This window comes from Micromonospora sp. NPDC049201, assembly GCF_055586805.1.
Map to the genome: position 1 here is coordinate 33,319 of NZ_JBVJHM010000012.1, position 17,662 is coordinate 50,980.

The 17,662-nt window shown below is 73.3% G+C and carries 17 protein-coding genes and 1 pseudogene; 7 read left to right on the forward strand and 11 right to left on the reverse strand.

All coding sequences use genetic code 11. From position 1 onward, the window contains the following. Positions 1-289: 289 nt before the first annotated feature. From ACZ6O5_RS24725 to ACZ6O5_RS24740, 4 genes are read right to left on the reverse strand one after another with little or no spacing between them, the layout of a single operon-like run. Positions 290-727: an RrF2 family transcriptional regulator gene (locus tag ACZ6O5_RS24725; RefSeq protein ID WP_405091097.1), complete on the reverse strand. Its 438-nt coding sequence runs from the start codon at positions 725-727 to the stop codon at positions 290-292. Positions 728-731: 4 nt separating this feature from the next. Further along, positions 732-1,616 (reverse strand): ABC transporter permease, encoded by an 885-nt coding sequence (locus tag ACZ6O5_RS24730; protein ID WP_281937836.1) that lies wholly within the window; start codon positions 1,614-1,616, stop codon positions 732-734. Beyond that, positions 1,606-2,385 (reverse strand): ABC transporter ATP-binding protein, encoded by a 780-nt coding sequence (locus tag ACZ6O5_RS24735; RefSeq protein ID WP_465980159.1) that lies wholly within the window; start codon positions 2,383-2,385, stop codon positions 1,606-1,608. Before ACZ6O5_RS24735 ends, ACZ6O5_RS24730 begins: the two co-directional genes overlap by 11 nt. After that, positions 2,382-3,443 carry an ABC transporter substrate-binding protein gene (locus tag ACZ6O5_RS24740; protein ID WP_465980160.1) on the reverse strand — a complete coding sequence of 354 codons (1,062 nt, stop codon included), beginning with the start codon at positions 3,441-3,443 and terminating at the stop codon, positions 2,382-2,384. Before ACZ6O5_RS24740 ends, ACZ6O5_RS24735 begins: the two co-directional genes overlap by 4 nt. A gap of 149 nt (positions 3,444-3,592) precedes the next feature. Between ACZ6O5_RS24740 and ACZ6O5_RS24745 the strand changes: the two genes are divergently transcribed. Genes ACZ6O5_RS24745 through nudC form a run of 3 tightly spaced genes read left to right on the forward strand, consistent with a single transcriptional unit; the run spans position 3,593 to position 7,210 of the window. Further along, a complete protein-coding gene (locus ACZ6O5_RS24745) occupies positions 3,593-4,903 on the forward strand; it encodes a M16 family metallopeptidase (RefSeq protein WP_465980161.1) in 1,311 nt (436 codons plus the stop codon). Then, positions 4,900-6,234 carry a M16 family metallopeptidase gene (locus tag ACZ6O5_RS24750; RefSeq protein WP_465980162.1) on the forward strand — a complete coding sequence of 445 codons (1,335 nt, stop codon included), beginning with the start codon at positions 4,900-4,902 and terminating at the stop codon, positions 6,232-6,234. Before ACZ6O5_RS24745 ends, ACZ6O5_RS24750 begins: the two co-directional genes overlap by 4 nt. Positions 6,235-6,247: 13 nt before the next feature. Next, entirely contained in the window at positions 6,248-7,210 is a 963-nt protein-coding gene (nudC, locus tag ACZ6O5_RS24755) for an NAD(+) diphosphatase (protein WP_465980163.1), read from the forward strand. Between the two features lie 244 nt (positions 7,211-7,454). Here nudC and ACZ6O5_RS24760 read toward each other — a convergent pair whose 3' ends face one another. The 3 genes from ACZ6O5_RS24760 to ACZ6O5_RS24770 form a co-directional block, all read right to left on the reverse strand. Beyond that, positions 7,455-7,724 carry a hypothetical protein gene (locus tag ACZ6O5_RS24760; RefSeq protein ID WP_465980164.1) on the reverse strand — a complete coding sequence of 90 codons (270 nt, stop codon included), beginning with the start codon at positions 7,722-7,724 and terminating at the stop codon, positions 7,455-7,457. A 196-nt stretch (positions 7,725-7,920) separates the two neighbouring features. Then, complete coding sequence (locus tag ACZ6O5_RS24765) at positions 7,921-8,148, reverse strand: DUF397 domain-containing protein (protein ID WP_107162043.1); 228 nt, start codon at positions 8,146-8,148, stop codon at positions 7,921-7,923. 62 nt (positions 8,149-8,210) lie between these two features. After that, on the reverse strand, positions 8,211-9,182 hold the full coding sequence (locus ACZ6O5_RS24770) for a helix-turn-helix domain-containing protein (RefSeq protein WP_465980165.1): 972 nt from the start codon (positions 9,180-9,182) through the stop codon (positions 8,211-8,213). A 202-nt stretch (positions 9,183-9,384) separates the two neighbouring features. Between ACZ6O5_RS24770 and ACZ6O5_RS24775 the strand changes: the two genes are divergently transcribed. Next, a complete protein-coding gene (locus tag ACZ6O5_RS24775) occupies positions 9,385-10,653 on the forward strand; it encodes an MFS transporter (protein ID WP_465980166.1) in 1,269 nt (422 codons plus the stop codon). A 61-nt stretch (positions 10,654-10,714) separates the two neighbouring features. On the opposite strand, the gene ACZ6O5_RS24780 is transcribed toward ACZ6O5_RS24775, so the two are convergent. Further along, positions 10,715-10,957: a mycoredoxin gene (locus ACZ6O5_RS24780; protein ID WP_465980167.1), complete on the reverse strand. Its 243-nt coding sequence runs from the start codon at positions 10,955-10,957 to the stop codon at positions 10,715-10,717. A 91-nt stretch (positions 10,958-11,048) separates the two neighbouring features. Between ACZ6O5_RS24780 and ACZ6O5_RS24785 the strand changes: the two are divergent. The 3 genes and pseudogenes from ACZ6O5_RS24785 (at position 11,049) to ACZ6O5_RS24795 (ending at position 14,084) form a co-directional block, all read left to right on the forward strand. Continuing rightward, positions 11,049-13,212, forward strand: a pseudogene (locus ACZ6O5_RS24785) (ATP-dependent DNA helicase UvrD2). A 124-nt stretch (positions 13,213-13,336) separates the two neighbouring features. Next, complete coding sequence (locus tag ACZ6O5_RS24790; RefSeq protein ID WP_107162032.1) at positions 13,337-13,591, forward strand: hypothetical protein; 255 nt, start codon at positions 13,337-13,339, stop codon at positions 13,589-13,591. A 127-nt stretch (positions 13,592-13,718) separates the two neighbouring features. Continuing rightward, positions 13,719-14,084, forward strand: coding sequence for a WhiB family transcriptional regulator (locus tag ACZ6O5_RS24795; protein ID WP_107162030.1), 366 nt, complete (start codon positions 13,719-13,721; stop codon positions 14,082-14,084). Between the two features lie 307 nt (positions 14,085-14,391). On the opposite strand, the gene ACZ6O5_RS24800 is transcribed toward ACZ6O5_RS24795, so the two are convergent. The 3 genes from ACZ6O5_RS24800 to ACZ6O5_RS24810 form a co-directional block, all read right to left on the reverse strand. Beyond that, positions 14,392-15,738: an ABC1 kinase family protein gene (locus ACZ6O5_RS24800; RefSeq protein WP_465980168.1), complete on the reverse strand. Its 1,347-nt coding sequence runs from the start codon at positions 15,736-15,738 to the stop codon at positions 14,392-14,394. Between the two features lie 10 nt (positions 15,739-15,748). After that, positions 15,749-16,861, reverse strand: coding sequence for a TOMM precursor leader peptide-binding protein (locus ACZ6O5_RS24805; RefSeq protein ID WP_465980169.1), 1,113 nt, complete (start codon positions 16,859-16,861; stop codon positions 15,749-15,751). A gap of 177 nt (positions 16,862-17,038) precedes the next feature. Continuing rightward, positions 17,039-17,206, reverse strand: coding sequence for a DUF5679 domain-containing protein (locus tag ACZ6O5_RS24810; protein WP_396856698.1), 168 nt, complete (start codon positions 17,204-17,206; stop codon positions 17,039-17,041). Positions 17,207-17,662: the final 456 nt, after the last annotated feature.

Sequence of the window (17,662 nt, forward strand, 5' to 3'; positions counted from 1 at the left end):
TCCGTACGCTCGCCGGGCCCGACGGGGTCACGCAGGGTGACGTCGGCTGATCGATGTGCGGCGCAGACGGATATACCTCAGCGGTATAAATATGCCGCTCGGTCATATTGCTTCAGGGATGCCTTCTCGGCCGGGCCCCCACCGAGCCGTTCGGTCGGCTCTCGGCACCAGCCGCCATCACCGCCCGGGCGCGAGCAGCCGGGCGGGGCCCCGGCACCGGGCCCCGCCCGGCCTCGGGCGCCCCGCACCAGCCTTCGGGTGACGGGGCCCGAGCCACCGGCCGGCGGACTCAGGGCGCCGGGGCGCGGTCCGCCAGCAGGTCGGCCAGCGTGGTGCGGTCCACCACCAGCGCGATCGCGCCGTCCACCGCCAGCCAGACGTCCCGCAGCCCGGTGGCCACCCCGTGGTAGCCGGTCCGGTCCGCGGGCATGCCCCGGACGCTGGTGAGCGCGCCGCCGACCGCACGCAGCACGTCCCCGACGCTGATCTCGGCCGGGGGCCTGCTCAGCGCGTACCCGCCCTCGGTGCCGCGGTGGCTGTGCAGCAGTCCGGCCCGCCGCAGGTCGAGCAGGATGCCCTGGAGGAAGCTGAGCGGGATGTCCTGGCGTTCGGCCAGGCTCGCGGCCTTGACCAGCTCGCCGCCGGGGTCCCCGTCGCCGGTGGATCCGGCGTCGGCGACGGCGAGCATGGCCCGGAGCGCGTAGTCGGCGCGCGCGGAGATGTACACGAGGTCAGTTGCCGGCCTGGTCCAGCACGCCCCAGCGGCGGCGGATCGCCTTGTCGGCCGCGCCGAACGCGGTGTCCACCAGCAGGCCGACCACCAGGATCACGATCATGATGGCCATCAGCCGGGGCGCCTCGCTCAGCTCGCGGGCGTAGGTGAGCTGCGCGCCGATCGAGGTGCGGGTGGCGATGACCACCAGCAGCTCGCCGGCCATCAGACTGCGCCAGGCGAACGCCCAGCCCTGCTTGAGCCCGGCCACGATGGCGGGCAGCGCGGCCGGGGCGATCACGTACCGGTAGAGGTTGAGCCCGCGGGCGCCGAGGTTGCGGCCGGCGCGGACCAGCAGCGGCGGCACGTAGTCCACGCCGTGGATGACGCCGTTGGCGACCGACGGCGCGGCGCCGAGCACCACCACGAAGAAGATGGCCTGCTCGCTGAGCTGGAACAGGAGGATGGCCAGCGGGAACCAGGCGATCGACGGCATGGTCTGCAACGCGGTGATCATCGAGCCGAGCGCGGCGCGGAGCACCTTGACCCGGGCCACGCCCAGGCCGAGCAGCAGACCCACCGCGACCGCGGCGGCGAACCCGACCGCCGCCCGGCGGGCGGTGGTGGCCAGGCCCTCCCAGAGCGCGGAGCTGACCAGGTAGTGGCCGAGATCGCCGAAGACCACCATCGGGCCGGGCAGCGCCCAGGGCTCCTTCCACCCGCTCCAGACCACGGCCTGCCAGAGGGCGATGGCCATCGCGAGCGCGGCGAACTTGGGCCAGGTGGCGGACCAGAGCCGGCGCAGCCGGGACGGGCCCTTCTCCTGGCCGGCGATCTCCAGCGCGTCGAGACCGGAGATCTCCGCGTCGGTACGCGCCGACCCGGTGAGGGTGTCACTGGCCATGCCGGCCCACCTCCTTGCGCAGCCGGTCGGTGACCTCGGCGGCGATGGCCGAGACCTCCGGCGAGTCGATCCGCCGGGGTCGCGGCACGTCGACCCGGGTGGAGTAGATGATCCGGCCGGGCCGGCTGGAGAGCAGCACGATCCGGTCGGCGAGCCGGGCCGCCTCGCGCACGTTGTGCGTGACGAACAGGACGGTGAGCTTGCGCTCGCCCCAGATCCGCTCCAACTCGTCGTGCAGGATGTCCCGCGTCATCGCGTCGAGCGCGCCGAACGGCTCGTCCATCAGCAGCACCGGGGTGTCCAGCGCGAGCGTGCGGGCCAACGCGACCCGCTGCCGCATACCACCGGAGAGCTGGTGCGGGCGCTTACGGCCGAAGTCGGACAGGTGGACCGTGCGCAGCAGCTCGGCCACCCGCTCCCGACGCTGGTCGCGGGGGAGCCCGCGCAGCTTCAGCGGCACCTCGACGTTGCCCTCGACGGTCGACCACGGGAACAGCGCCGGCTCCTGGAACATCAGGCCCGGGTTGACCCCCTCGCCCAGCTCGATCGCGCCGCCGCTGAGCCGGTCCAGGCCGGCGACCAGGTTCAGCAGCGTGCTCTTGCCGCAGCCGGACGCGCCGACCAGGCAGACGAACTCGCCCGGGGCGACGTCCAGCGACACCCCGTCCAGCGCCAGGACGGCCTGCTCGCCCTGGCCGTACACCTTGGTCACGCCGCGCAGCGCGACCGAGCCGGTCGCGCTGCGCGGGGTCGTCGTGGTCGACGTCACGGCTGGGTGACCTCGGGCTTGCCCTCGGCCTTCAGCACCTCGTTGAGGTACTTCAGGTCGTAGAGGCCGTTCAGGTCGACCGGCTGGGTCAGCCCGACCGCGACGGCGTGGTCCAGGCCGGCCTTCAGCGAGGCCGCGATCGGGTCGTTGGTGAACTCCAACGTCGGCCAGGCCTGCTTGATCAGCTTGATGTCCAGCGGCTTACCGGTGATCTTGCCGATGTGCTCGGAGACGGCCTGCTGCGCCTCGTCCGGCTTGGTGTTGACGAACTCGTTCGCCGCGACCTGACCCTCGACCAGCTTCTTCACCACGTCCGGGTGCGCCTTGAGGAACTTGGTGCTGACCAGCAGGTTCGTGATGACGAACTTCTTGTCCGGCCAGAGGTCGCGCTCGTCGACGAGCACCTTGCCGCCGGCGTTGACCAGCCGGGACACGAACGGCTCCGGCACCCAGGCCCCGTCGATGGCGCCGCTGCCGAACGTCTCGACGGTCTGCGCGTTCTCCTGGGGGACGACCTTGACGTCGCCGCCGCCCTCCTTGGTGGTCGCCAGGCCCTTCTCCTTGAGCCAGTAGCGCAGCGCGACGTCCTGGGTGTTGCCGAGCTGCGGCGTGGCGATCTTCTTGCCGCGGAGCTGCTCCACCGAGGTGATGCCGGGCTTGACCACGAGCGCGACGCCGCCGGACGCGGCGCCGGAGACCACCCGGACCGCCTCGCCCTTCGACTTGGAGAAGGCGTTCACGGTCGGGTTCGGACCGATGTACGTGGCGTCCAGCGCGCCGGAGAAGACCGCCTCGATGGCTGCCGGGCCGGCGTTGAACGTCTTCGTCTCCAGCGTCACGTCGCCGCCGAGCTTCTCCTTGAAGATCCCCTTCTCCACGCCCACCACGGCGGGCGCGTGGGTGAGGTTGGGGAAGTAGCCCAGGCGCAGCGTCACCGGGCCGGAGTCGCCGGCGGCGTCGCTGTCGTCGCCGCAGGCGGCGGTGGTGCCGAGCGTGGCCGCGCCGACCACGGCCAGGGTGGCCAGCGTGACCAGGCGGCGCAGGGGGAGCCGTCTCATCGAAAGTCCAATCCGCAGTATTCCTATTTAGTTGGTAGGAAGAGTGGGGCAGGGTGCCGGGCGGCGTCAAGACCCGTCCCGCATCTGTCCACCGTTCGGCCACGGCACACCGCCGGTGTGGCCGGTACGGAGGCGCTAGTGTCGATCTCGTGCCGACCAGGAGAGCGAAGATCCCAGCGACGAAATACCCGGTCGAGCGGTTCGCCCTCGACAACGGCCTGCGAGTGGTGCTCACTCCCGACCGCAGCGCCCCGGTGATCGGGGTGGCGGTGGTCTACGACGTCGGCATCCGATCCGAGCCGGAGGGCCGCACCGGCTTCGCCCACCTCTTCGAGCACCTGATGTTCCAGGGCTCGGAGAACCTGGAGAAGCTCGCCCACTTCCGGCACGTGCAGGGCGCCGGCGGCACGTTCAACGGCTCCACCCACTTCGACTACACCGACTACTTCGAGACGCTGCCGAGCAACGCGCTGGAGCGGGCGCTCTTCCTGGAGGCGGACCGCATGCGCGGCCCCCGGCTGACCGAGGAGAACCTGCGCAACCAGGTCGACGTGGTCAAGGAGGAGATCCGGGTCAACGTGCTCAACCGGCCGTACGGCGGGTTCCCCTGGCTGACACTGCCTCCGGTGATGTTCGACACGTTCCCGAACGCGCACGACGGCTACGGCTCCTTCGACGACCTGGAGTCCGCGACGGTGGCCGACGCCGCCGACTTCTTCCGCCACTACTACGCCAGCGGCAACGCGGTGCTGGCGGTCAGCGGCGACATCGACGTGGCCGAGGCGACCGCGCTGATCGAGCGGCACTTCGGCGACGTGCCGGCCCGTCCGGCCCCGGAGCGACCCGACTTCGCCGAGCCGGACCTGACCACCGAGCGGCGCTGCACCTACACCGACGCGCTCGCCCCGCTGCCGGCGGTGGCGAGCGCCTGGCGGGTGCCCGACCCGATCACCGACTTCGCCGGCTACCTGCCCTTCGTGGTGCTCGCCGAGGTGCTCACCGACGGCGACGCGTCCCGGCTGGTCGAGCGGCTGGTGCAGCGCGACCGCTCGGTCACCGGCCTCGGCGGCTACCTCAGCTTCATGGGCGACCCGTTCGACGTGCGCGATCCCACCGCGCTGCTGCTCGAGGCCCACCTGCCGCCCGGTGGCGACGTGGACAAGGTGCTGCGCACGATCGACGAGGAGCTGGACCGGCTGGCCACCGACGGGCTGGCCGACGGGGAGCTGGCGCGTACCCAGGCCCGGATGGCCACCCACCTGCTGCGCGAAACCGACGCGGTGCTCGGCCGCGCGCTGCGGATGGCCGTGCTGGAGCAGCAACGCGGCGAACCGGGGCTGCTCAACGAACTGCCCCGACTGGTCGGCGCGGTCACCGAGGAGCAGGTCCGCGCCGCCGCCGCCACGCTGCGGCCCGAGCGTCGCGCATCCGTCGAGGTCGTGGCCGGAGGTGCCAAATGACCACCACCACCACCACCGTCCGTCCGCTGCCGGCGCTCGGCCCGAACCGGCGGCTCACCGTGCCGAAGCAGGCGGAACGCACGCTCGGCAACGGCCTCACCGTGATCGCGGTACGCCGGCCCGCCGTACCCCTGGTCGAGCTGCGGCTCTGGATGCCGTTCGGGCGGGCCCACCTGGCCCGTGGCGCGATGCTGGCGCAGACCGTGCTGGCCGGCACCGAGGCGCACAGCGCCACCGAGATCGCCGCCGAGCTCCAGAAGGTCGGCGGCGGGCTCTCCGCCGGCGTCGACCCGGACCGGCTGATGCTCTCCGGCGCCGGCCTGGTGACCGGGCTGGACCGGATGCTGGAGCTGCTCGCCGAGGTGCTCACCGGCGCCAGCTACCCGGCCGACTGGGTGGCCACCGAGCGGGACCGTCTCGTCGACCGGATCCAGGTCGCCCAGAGCCAGCCGTCCCACCTGGCCCGGACCGCGCTGCTCACCCGCGTCTACGGCCGCCACCCGTACGCGACGCAGACGCCCGAGCCCGACCAGGTCCGGGCGGTCCGCCCGGCCGCGCTGCGTCGGCTGCACGCCGAGCGGGTGCACCCGGCCGGGGCGGTGCTGGTGCTGGTCGGCGACGTGCAGCCGGCGCGTGCGCTGGACGCGGCCGAGGCGGCGCTCGCCGGCTGGCGGGGCGACGGTCACGTCGCCGAGCTGCCGCCTGCGCCGCCGCTGGAGCCCGGCCCGCTGCTGCTCGTCGACCGGCCCGGCTCGGTGCAGTCCTCGCTGCGCCTCGCGCTGCCGGCGGTGCCCCGCACCCACCCCGACCACGCCGCGTTGCAACTGGCCAACCTGCTCTTCGGCGGCTACTTCTCGTCCCGCTGGGTGGAGAACATCCGGGAGGACAAGGGCTACACGTACGGGCCGCACTCCGTGGTCGAGCACTCGGTGGCCGGGTCGGTGCTGGTCGCCGGCGCCGAGGTGGCCACCGAGGTGACCGCGCCCGCGCTGCTGGAGACCAGCTACGAACTGGGCCGGCTGGCCACCGTGCCGCCGAAGCCGGACGAGCTGGAACAGGCCCGCCAGTACGCGCTCGGCACGCTCCAGCTCGGCATGTCCACCCAGGCCGGCCTGGCGTCGCTGACCAGCGCGTACGCCGGCAACGGGCTGCGGCTGGACTACCTCGCCGAGCACGCCGCCCGGCTGGCCGCCGCGACCGTGGACGACGTCGCCGAGGTGGCGGCCCGGTACCTCGCCCCGGCGAAGGCGGTCACGGTGGTGCTCGGCGACGCGGCCCGGGTGGCCGACTCGCTCGCCGCGCTCACGCCGGTGCGTACGGAGTCCGCGTGAGGGCGGGGCCCCGATGAGCGGTGGTCCGGCCCGCGGCGAGTCGGCGCCGCCGCTGGCCCGGTCGACGGTGGACCGGGCCGCGCACCGGCGTACCGACCCGGCCTGGCTGGCCGAGGCGTGGGAGCAGGCCCGGGTGCTGGTGCTGGACTCGACCGACGAGGGTCGCGCCCTGGTCCGGGGCGAGGCGGCCCCGCCGGAGCTGGTCCTGGTCGGCGCCGGTGAGCTGCCCGAGGTGCCCCGCTCGGTGCCGATGTTCCTCGGCGTGGAGCCGGACGGGGTGCCGGTGTTCGCGGTGGACAGCCCGCTGCCCGCGCTGCCCGGCACCCGCCGGGCGCACCTGCGTGAGGTCGGTCACCTGATGACCGACCGGGACGCGGGCCTCTTCACCACCGCGTTGGCGCTGCTCAACTGGCACCTGCGGCACGGCTACTCGGCGTCCACCGGGCAGCCGACGCAGGTCGACGAGGCCGGCTGGTCCCGGGTCGACCCGGGTGGCCACCGGACCTGGCCGCGTACCGACCCGGCCATGATCGTGCTGGTGCACGACGGGGTGGACGGCCCGGAGGGCCGCTGTCTGCTGGGCAACAACGCCGCCTGGCCGAGCACCCCGGGTCGGCGCCGCTACTCCTGCCTGGCCGGTTACGTCGAGCCCGGCGAGTCGGCCGAGGCCGCCGTGCTGCGCGAGGTCCGCGAGGAGGTCGGCGTCGCGGTCGGGGAGATCGCGTACGTGTCCAGCCAGGCCTGGCCGTTCCCCGGCTCACTGATGCTCGGTTTCCTGGCCCGGGCCGACGCCGACGAGCCGATCCGGGTCGACCCGACCGAGATCGCGCACGCGCGGTGGTTCAGCCGCCGGGAGATCGGCGCCGCGCTGGCCGGCGAGCCGGTCCGGCTGGACGACGGGGACCGACTGCTGCTGCCCCCGCCGTCGTCGATCGCGTTGTTCCTGGTGCACCGCTGGCTCGACGGCCACTGCTGACCGGGGCGGCCGGACCCGGACGCTGCCCCGCCGCGGCGAGCCGCCAACCCCGAGCCGGTGCGTTGGGAAGGGGCCCCGCCTGTGCCGTAGGCGTTGAGCGGGGGCCCCTCCTTACGCGGTCCCGGGCCCGGACCGTCGTTGCCGCGGCGGTCCGGGGCCGGGAACACGGGCCGTCGTGGCCGGGTGAGGCGTGGAGCACGGCGGGGGAGCCGGTCCGGCCACGACGGACGTCAGCAGCGGACGGTCATCCGCCGTCCCACCGGTAGGGGCGGCCGGGGGTGGGCTCCTCGATGGGCAGCACCTTGACCCGGTGCCGGCCGGCGCGGACCGCCCCGACGGCGGACAGGGCGCGGGCGAGCAGGAGGGCGGCGTCCCGGTTCTCGGCGTGCACGACCTGACGACGTGGTTCCGGCGTACGGGTCTCGTCCCGCAGCCGTCCCCCGCCGGCCCAGGCGGCGGCGATGTCGGCGTCGCCGGCGCTGCGGATCTCGGTGCGGACGATCAGGAACCGCATGGTGTCCCCCGGAAGTGGACGGATACGCGGTGGAACTTCCACGTCACTCAAGCGACATCGTACGCCGGCAGGTCGTCCCAGCAAGTGAAACGAGGCGGCTCAACCGTTCGGAGGATGGCAGGTCAGGACGGTTGTCCGGGGTGGACGTGCGAGGGGCCGCCGGCGTGACGCCGACGGCCCCCGGGCCCTCGCCGGATCAGTTCAGGTCGAACTGGCCGTTCTTCGCGCCGGCGATGAAGCCGAGCCAGCCGGCCCGGTTGAACAGCAGCACCGGCCCGCTCGGGTCCTTGCTGTCCCGCAACGCCATGGTCGCCGGCCCGGTGCCGAGCGGCGCGACCTCCACGCAGTTCGAGGTCTGGCTGCGGGTGCTCTTGCGCCAGGCGGCGCCGGCGAGAGAGGTCGTGCTGGTGTGGATCTGGTTCATGGTGTCCTGCTCCTGGTGAGGTGCTCCGATGGGGACGAGCGACGCCGACGTCGGCGCGGGGATCACCGTTCCGACGTGAGGTGCCCCGAGTCACGGCGGCGCTGGGTCGGCGCCGTTGCCGGCCCGTACGCCGCGGTGGACTCGACTGCCGTGCCGGTCGGCCGTCCGGTCGCCTCGGTCAGCCAGGAGAGGGTGTCCGATGCGGAGAGTGCCGACTTGCATAGCCACTCGAACACCACTTTATAGCGATTTAGGGTGTTCACCTCGGTCGACATGACGTCGGTGAACCCACTTTCGATGGCCAGCGTCTCCGGATCGAGCGGGTCGGCGAACCGGTAGAGCGAGAACGCGGTCGGCGGGACGTACCAGTCGCCGACCCGGGTGTCCCGCAGCAGCAGGCGCAGCTCCACGTTCGGCATGTCGGCCAGCTCGCACAGGTGGACGAGCTGGTCCCGCAGCACGTCCGGCGGGCCGGCGCGCCGGTCCAGCGCGGCCTCCTCGAACACGGCGGTGTACCGGGGCACGTGGACCAGCAGCGACTGGCGGGCCTGCCGGGCACCCACCTCGGCCTCCGGGTTCTCCGACTCCGGATCGCCCGCCTCCTCGGCCACCCGGGCCGCGGACAGGATCCGGTGCCGGGCGTAGCCGGGGGTCTGCAACAGCCCCGGCACCAGCACCGGGTTGTACTCGGAGATCTCCGCGCAGCCCGCCTCCAGCTCGGCGAAGGCGCGCTGCTGCTGGGTCATCACCGGGAAGTTGCGTAGCCAGCCGCGCATGTCGCCGGCCTCGTGGGCGATCGCGGTCAGCTCCGCGCGCAGCCCGGCGGCGACACCGTAGAGCGTGAGCAGCGCGTCCACGTCGTCCGGGTCGGGCCGGCTGCGGCCGTTCTCCAGGCGGGACAGTTTGGAGGCGGAGGCCCAGCCGATCCCCTCGATGACCTGGTCACCGGTGAGACCGGCCTGTTCGCGGAGCCGGCGCAGCTCGATGCCGAGGCGGCGGCGGCGCAGAAACGGGCCTGGCGCGGCAGGAGGCACGGCGTCCTCTTTTCCGTCGACCGTCGCGAGACGCGACGGTAACTGTATGGAATTCGCCCCCCACGGTCAGTATGGACGGCGCGACCGGTGTCGGCAGGTCCGGCGAGGGCGTGTCACGAGAGACAAAAAGAGGACTGTGGAGAGCGCCTTCGCCGGCGCCCGCCCCGACGCGCCCACGGGCGCACCTGCCGGAGGGAAACCGATGCGCACCGTCCTGCGCCGCCCCGACTTCCGCCTGCTCTTCGCCGCGATGGTGGCGAGCCTGGCGGCGGAGTCGATCCTGCTGCTCGCGCTCGCCGTCTGGGTGAAGGACCTGACCGGCTCGGACAGCATGGCCGGAGCCACCATCTTCGCCGTGATCGCGCCGATGGCGCTCGCCCCGCTGGTCGGCTGGGTGGTCGACAGCTACCGCCGCCGGCCCTTCTTCATCGCCGCCAACCTGCTCGCCGCCGTGCTCCTCGGCCCGCTGCTCACCGTGCGCGACCGCCGGGACGTCTGGGTGATCTACCTGGTCGCGGCGCTCTACGGCCTCTCCTCGATCACGCTGACCGCCGTGCTCAACGGGCTGATCCGGCACCTGGTGCCGGCCGACCTGCTGGCCGACGCGAACGGGGCCCTGCAGACCGTCCGGCAAGGGCTGCGGCTGGTCGGGCCGCTCGCCGGGGCCGGCATCTACGCCGCCGTCGGTGGCTGGCTGCTGGTGCTCCTGGCCATGGCCGGTTTCCTGGTCGCCGCCGCCGTGGTCGGGCTGCTCCGGGCGGAGGAGAGCGCACCGACCGGGCCCGGGAGCCGCTGGCCGGCCGGACTGGGCGCCGGGCTGCGTCACCTGGCCCGGGAGGCGGCGCTGCGCCGGGCCCTGGTCGGCTACGGCGTCGCCTCGCTGGTGATGGGCTTCACCGAGTCGCTGATCTTCGCGTACGTCGACCTGGGCCTGCACCGCGACGCGGCGTTCGTCGGTGTGCTGGTCATGGTGCAGGGGGTGGGCGGTCTGGTCGGCGGGCTGCTCTCCGCCGCCGTGGTCCGCCGGCTCGGTGAGCTGGGCGCGCTGGCCACCGGCGTGACGTTCTTCGGCCCGGCCGCGCTGGCGCTGGCGTACCCCCGGCTCTGGCTCGGGGTGGTGGCGCTGCTGCTGGCCGGCGTCTCGCTGCCGCTGACCATGGTGGGGTTGTACACGCTGGTCCAACGACGGACCCCGCCGGGGCTGCTGGGCCGGGTCACCGCAGCGTCCCGGGCGCTGGTCAGCGGGCCGCAGGCGGTCTCCATCGGCACCGGCGCGCTGCTCGTCGGCGTCTTCGACTACCGGCTGCTGTTCGTGCTGGTCGGAACCGTCACCACGGGCGGCGGACTCTACCTCTGGCGGGGTCGTCGACTCACCCCGCCGGGGCCGGCCGGCCCGGCCCGCGTCCCGACGCCCCGCCGGCCGCTCGACGACGAGCTGCTCGCCGCCAGCCGCCGGCGCCGGACGCCCTGACCGGCGCCGGTCGGCCGCACCCGGAATCCGGGCACGGCCGACCGGGGCGGGTGCGGGCAGGTCAGCCGGGCAGGGCGGCGAGGTGCTGCTTGACCTGGTTGATCGAGGGGTTGGTCAGGGCGCTGCCGTCGGCGAAGCGCAGCGTCGGCACGGTCTGGTTGCCGCCGTTGACGCCCATCACGAACTCCGCCGCCGTGGTGTCCTGCTCGATGTCGACCACCTCGTACGCGATGCCCTCCCGGTCGAGCTGCGACTTCAGCCGGTGGCAGTAGCCGCACCACGTGGTGGAATACATCGTCAACATGGTCTGGTCCTCCAAGAGTGGGCCCGCGCCCGGTCCGATCAGGCCAGGCTAATCGCTGCAACGTCGGACGGGGCTGGGATGATTCCCTGTCGTGGGGGTTCACTCAGCGGCGGAACGGGTGCTGGCCGGGCTCGATCCGGAGCAACGGTCGGCGGTGACCGCCCCGGCCGGCCCGGTCTGCATCCTGGCCGGCGCCGGCACCGGCAAGACCCGGGCGGTGACGTCGCGGATCGCCTACCGGGCGCTGTCCGGCGACATCTCCGCCCGGCACGTGCTGGCGGTCACGTTCACCGCCCGCGCGGCGGCCGAGATGCGAAGCCGGCTCGGCGTGCTCGGGGTGCAGGGGGTGCAGGCGCGCACGTTCCACGCCGCGGCGCTGCGCCAGGTCCGCTACTTCGCGCCCCGGCTGCTGGCCGGGCGGGCCATGCCGGAGCTGCTGGACAGCAAGGTGCGGGTGGTCACGCTGGCCGCCGCCAAGCTGGGCCTGCGCACCGACCGGGCCGCCGCGCGGGACCTCGCCGCCGAGATCGAGTGGGCCAAGTCCTCCCTGGTAGAGCCGGACGAGTACGTGGTCGCGGCGGCCAAGGCGCGGCGCGAGACGCCGTACGAGCCGGCGCGGGTGGCGGAGGTGTTCGTCGCGTACGAGCGGCTCAAGCGCGGCAACGGGGTGATCGACTTCGAGGACATGCTGCGCGCCGCGGTCTGGGGGATCGAGGAGCACCCGGACGTGGCCGAGCAGGTGCGCAGCCAGTACCGCCACTTCGTGGTCGACGAGTACCAGGACGTCAACCCGCTCCAGCAGCGGCTGCTGGACGTCTGGCTCGGCGGGCGCGACGACCTCACCGTGGTCGGCGACGCCAGCCAGACGATCTACTCGTTCACCGGCGCGACCTCGTCGTACCTGGTCGACTTCCCCCGCCACCACCGTGGCGCGACGGTGGTGCGGCTGGTCCGCGACTACCGCTCCACCCCGCAGGTGGTGGGCCTGGCCAACGCGGTGATCTCGCAGGCCCGGGGCGCCGAGGCGCGGCTGCGGCTGGAGCTGCACGGCCAGCGCCGGCCCGGCCCCGAGCCGGAACTGCGGATCTTCACCGACGAGCCGGCCGAGGCCACCGCCGTCGCGGCCCGCTGCCGGGCGCTGGTGGCCGGCGGCACCCCGGCCCGCGAGATCGCGGTGCTGTTCCGCACCAACGCGCAGTCCGAGGCGTACGAGAAGGCGCTCTCCGAGGCCGAGGTGCCGTACGTGCTCCAGGGCGCGGAGCGGTTCTTCGAGCGGCCCGAGGTGCGCCAGGCGATGATCGCGCTGCGCGCCGCCACCCGGTCCATCCCCGGGGAGACGCCGTTGCCGGCCGCCGTGGTGGAAGGGCTCGCCGCGGTCGGCTGGGCACCCGACGCACCGCCGGCCGGCGGCGCCGCCCGCGAGCGCTGGGAGGCGCTCGCCGCCCTGCTCCAGCTCGCCGAGGAGTACGCGGCCACGCCCGAGGTGCTGCCGATCGGGGAGGCCGCCACGGTCGAACGTCAGGTGACGCTGGCCGACTTCACCGAGGAGTTGGCCAGGCGGGCCGCCCAGCAGCACGTGCCCACCGTGGACGGCGTGACGCTGGCCTCACTGCACTCGGCGAAGGGCCTGGAGTGGGACGCGGTGTTCCTGGTCGGGCTGGCCGAGGGCACGCTGCCCACCACGTACGCGAAGACGCCCGAGCAGGTCGAGGAGGAGCGGCGGCTGCTCTACGTGGGCATCACCCGGGCCCGGGAGTGGCTCTGGCTGTCGTACGCGGCGGCGCGCTCGCCCGGCGGCCGGGCCCGGCGGCCGTCCCGCTTCCTGCCGCAGCTCGACCGCTCGGGCGGCGGTGAGCGGGCCGGCGCCGCCGGCCCGGCCCGGCGGGCCGAGCGGCGACGACCGCAGGTGGTCTCCTGCCGGATCTGCGGCGCCACGCTGCTCGCCGGCGCGGACCGCAAGCTGGGCCGTTGCCCCACCTGCCCGTCGGACCTGGACGAGGAGCTGTACGAGCGGCTGCGCGACTGGCGGCAGCGGGTGGCCGGCGTGCAGCGGGTGCCGGCCTACGTGGTCTTCACCGACGCCACGCTCACCGCGCTGGCGGAGCGGAAGCCGGGACGCACCGAGGACCTGGTCGCGATCGCCGGGATCGGGCCCCGGAAGGTGGGGCTGTACGGCGACCCGGTGCTGGCCCTGGTGGCCGGCGCCACCGTGGACGACGTTCTGCCCGCAGAAAACTTTGGAAATCAGTCCGTAAATCGTTTGCCCTCCCCCGAGGGCGAGGAATAGCCTCAGGACACACCACGCGAGCGGCGCCGTTCTGGCTGCTCACGGGGGATGAGTCCATGGTCGGCACGAGGAGAGTCAGGGAGGTGGCACCAATGGAGATTTACACCTACGAGCGTCCGGCGGCGATGCCAGCTGCCTGCGCTCCGCTGTCGGCCGTCCGGGTGGCCCTTGCCGCTCGACCGTCGGCTCCGCAGGTGCACCAGGCCCAGGTTCAGGCCGAGCTGAACCTGACCGTTGCACCGCTGCGCGGAGTCGAGGGGACCAGTGGCTTCACGGGCATGGGCATCGATGGCGGCAAGAAGCGCACCGATGTCCGCGGCGTTCCACCTCGAGGTAGACCGGTCTGATCCATCAGACACCGGCTCACCTCGAGGCCGCGGAACCCGCTACCGGGATCCGCGGCCTCAGTTTTTTGCCCCGCCGAAGTACCGAATGCGATCCACGAGATCGAAGTGAGAGAGAGGTGACCGGAGGATGAGTCTGGCGTTGGCCCCACTCGACGTGAGCGTCGAGGTGGAGGCGAACCTGCCCTGCCGGAAGTTCGACCCCGACCTGTGGTTCTCCGACCAGCCCGCCGAACTCGAACTGGCCAAGTCGCTCTGCGGGGACTGCCCGCTGCGCGTCGAGTGCCTGGCCGGGGCGGTGGAGCGGGCCGAGCCCTGGGGCGTCTGGGGCGGCGAGATCTTCGAGCGTGGCGCGGTCGTCCCGCGCAAGCGGCCCCGTGGCCGTCCGCGTAAGGAGGACCTCGCCCGCGACGCCCAGCTCCGGGTCGAGGCGGAGGCGCGACTGGCGGCCAGCGGGCTGTCCGAGTCGCGTAGCGCCGTCCGGCTGGCAGCCTGACACACCTACGTTCCGAAGCCGACCGACGCCGGTGTCCCTCCACCGGCCGAACGAGAGAGAGAAACCAGTGCTGCACCTGCCGAACGGAACCGAGATGCAACTACTCCACGAAGCGTTGTCCAGGGCTCGAATGCGCCGGCCTCAGGCCGGTCGCACCACCACGAGCACTGAGGCAGCCCGTTCCGCCCGTACCGTCGCCATGCGGAGTCGCGGCCAGTCGGCTCGCGACCTGGGCGTTCTCTAGATCGAACAACTGAGGAAGGGGCGGTGACCCGATGGTCACCGCCCCTTCGACGTACCCGAGTCGTCAGGCCACCGCCGCGAAGCCGGGCAGCCAGCGTTCCAGGATGGCCCGGTAGGACGCCTTCGCCTCCAACTGGCAGAGCACCCCGATCGACCCCAGCGTCACCCGATGGATCATCAGGTACGACGGCGGCAGGTTGAGCTGCCGGCTGAGCTGGTACGCGGGGGAGCGAGGGCTGGCCAGCCGACCTGCCTCTCCCCGCAGCCAGGCCCGGGTGAAGCGGAACTCGTCGGCGGCGATCGGCTCCAGCATCGGGCGGAGGAAGTCGAGCACCCCCTGGGCGTCGATCGGCTCGGTCCGGCTGACGAAGCCCTCGTCGCGCAGCCCGTCCACCACCCCGTCGGCGTCCCCGCGCAGCGCCAGCGCGGCGATCCGGCCGATCGGCTCGGGCGTGCCCTCCGGCATCCGGGCCACCGCGCCGAAGTCGATCACACCGAGCCGGCCGTCGGGCAGCAGCCGGAAGTTGCCCGGGTGCGGGTCGGCGTGCAGCAGCCCGGCCCGCTCCGGTGCGGAGAGGTGCAGCTCGGCCATCAGCCGCCCGGCCTCGTTCCGCTGCTCCTCGGTGCCCTCCCGGATGATCGTGGACAGCGGGATGCCCTCCACCCATTCGGTGATCAGCACCCGGGGCGCGGCGTCGAGCACCTCCGGGATGAAGATGTCCGGGTCGTCCGCGTACGCGGCGGCGAAGGCCCGCTGCGACTCGGCCTCCAGCTCGTAGTCCAGCTCCTCGGTGATCCGCTCGCGCAGCTCGGCCAGGAGCGGCTTGACGTCCAGGCCCGGTTGGATCGCCCGGAACATGCCGCCCAGCCGGGAGAGCTGCTTGAGGTCGGCGAGCAGGGCCTCGCCGGCGCCCGGGTACTGGATCTTCACGGCCACGTCCCGGTGCAGCGGGCCGCCGTCCGGCCCGTAACCCGGGTCGCGCCAGACCGCCCGGTGCACCTGGCCGATGCTGGCCGCGGCGGCCGGGGTGTCGTCGAAGGAGACGAACCGGTCCCGCCAGTCCGGCCCGAGCTGCTCAACCAGCACCTTGTGCACGGTCGCCGCGGGCAGCGGCGGGGCGGCCTCCTGGAGCTTGGTGAGCGCCTGCCGGTAGGGCGCGGCGACCTCCTCGGGCAGCGCCGCCTCGAAGACCGACAGGGCCTGACCGAACTTCATCGCACCGCCCTTGAGCTGCCCGAGGACGCTGAACAACTGCTCGGCGGTGCGCTGCTGGATCTCGGCGGAGATGACGTCGGACGCGAGGCCGGTCACCCGCTTGCCCATGCCGAGGACGGTTCGACCGGCGAATCCGAGCGGCAGGGCGGCGAGTTTGGCGGTGCGGGACACGGCGCGGCGCGGGATGTCGGTCACCCGGCCATTGTTACCGACGCGAGGGGCTCGCTGCTGCCGTGCGCCCGGGAGCGGGTAGGGCCGACCGGATCGGGCGACGCCCGCAGCAGCCGCAGGAGGGGTGCGGGGGCCACCGGCGGTGCCGGAGACGACCGGCCCCCCGCACCTCCACCGCCGCGCCGAGCGTCTCCGGGGTGCCGCCGTCGAGCTGGGCCAGCACCTCGGCCGCCGCGAACGCCACCGCGGCGAGCCGGGTGGTGGCCGCGCAGCCCGGCTCGCCCCGGTCGGTCGCGAGCTGGGCGGCGAGCGCCGGCCAGTCCGGATCGCGGTCGGCGCGGTGCAGGTCGAGGCAGCGCAGGCAGGGACCGGCGGGCGGGCGGACCAGCGGCCCGACCACGGGTACGCCGCCGCGCAGGTCGAGCAGGAGGTGGGGTTGTCGTCGGTGGGCGTACCCGATGGCGAGCGCCTCGGCCGGCCGACCGACGCCGAGCTGTACCACCAGGTCGGGGCGGCCGGACCGCAGCGGTCCGGTGGCCGTGCCAGGCGCACAGCGGCCCAGCGCCGCGCACACCGCCGCGGCCAGCGGTCGACCCAGCTCCGCGCCGGGCAGGCCGGTCCCGACCAGGTCGCCGGCGCGGACCGGGCCGGACAGCTCGGGTACGACGTGCCCCACCCCGGCCTGGGCCAGCGCCACGGCGACCGCGGCGCCGAGCCGGCCCGCACCGGTCACCAGCACCCGGGCGGCCCGGCGGCGGCGCAGCAGCCGCGCCGGCGTGCCGGGCAGGTCGCGCGCGGCCAGGGCCAGGGCGTCCGCCTCCGCGGTCAACCGGGCCCGGACCGGCCCGGTGAGGTCGCGGGGGAGGAGCGTCTGCGCGGGTACGACCAGGCCGGCGTCCCGGAGCGCGTCGAGCAGGGCACGCGCCTCGCCCGCCGGCACCCGGGCGGCGGTGGCGGCGGCCAGGACGGCGCGTTCGCTGCGGGTGCCGTCGAGCAGGTCGAGCAGGTGGGTGGTCCCGGGGGTGGCCACCTCGACCAGCACCGCCGGGCCGGGCTCCAGGCCCAGTTGGAGCGTGCGCCGGTCACGCCACAGCCTGGTCAGGCCGGGTAGCAGCGTGGGGCGGGGGAGTGGAGTTGGATGCGTCACGCCACGGATGGTGACCGTGTCCGTGCGCTCAGTCGCTCGTTGTCCACAGGCTCGGCGTGCCGCGGCCAGCGTTGTCCACAGGAGTGCGCCGGTTTTCCACAACTCGCCGGTAGTGATGTCGGATACGCGACGGGGAGGGGCGGCCGTGGCCACCCCTCCCCGGACGACCCGGACGGGTCAGACCTTCGCCTTGCCCAGGATGCGGTTCACTGTTGTGCCGCACACCGGGCACTTGCCCTTGGCCATGTTCATGCCGGTCTTCGAGACCTCCACGTGCCCCTCGAAGTCCCGCTTCTCCTTGCACTTGACGCAGTAACCGTTGTAGGTCTGGGCCTGCTCGGCCACGGTAGCCTCCTCGTCTCGTCCGCCGGAGGTGTCCCGGCGGGTTATCCCTGCGACGGACCACACGTGGACCGGCGCCGGGGGTTCTCCGTGATCAGTCTCCTGATCACTGGTTGGCGGACCCTACCCAGGTCTGGGTGGTTCCATGTCAGCTGTACGCCGACTCTGTGAGCAAGTCGACGACGAGAGTGTGCACGTCGAGTAACGTCTGATAAGTGAGTTTCGGGGGGACACGCCGGGTAAATGCGCTCAGATCCCCTTCGAGCGCCCCCGCCGCCACCGGCCCGTCGTAGATCACCTAACGTGAGCGACGGCCGGCGGGTGATGGTTACCTACCGTCGCAAAGAAATTTTTCAGGACTCCTGACAACCAATCGCCATTTTCCGGGCGCGTGTCGTCTTGTTTACTCTTGCGGAGCCCTGGTCAGTACGCATTACCTTTCCCTCGTGACAGTCAACC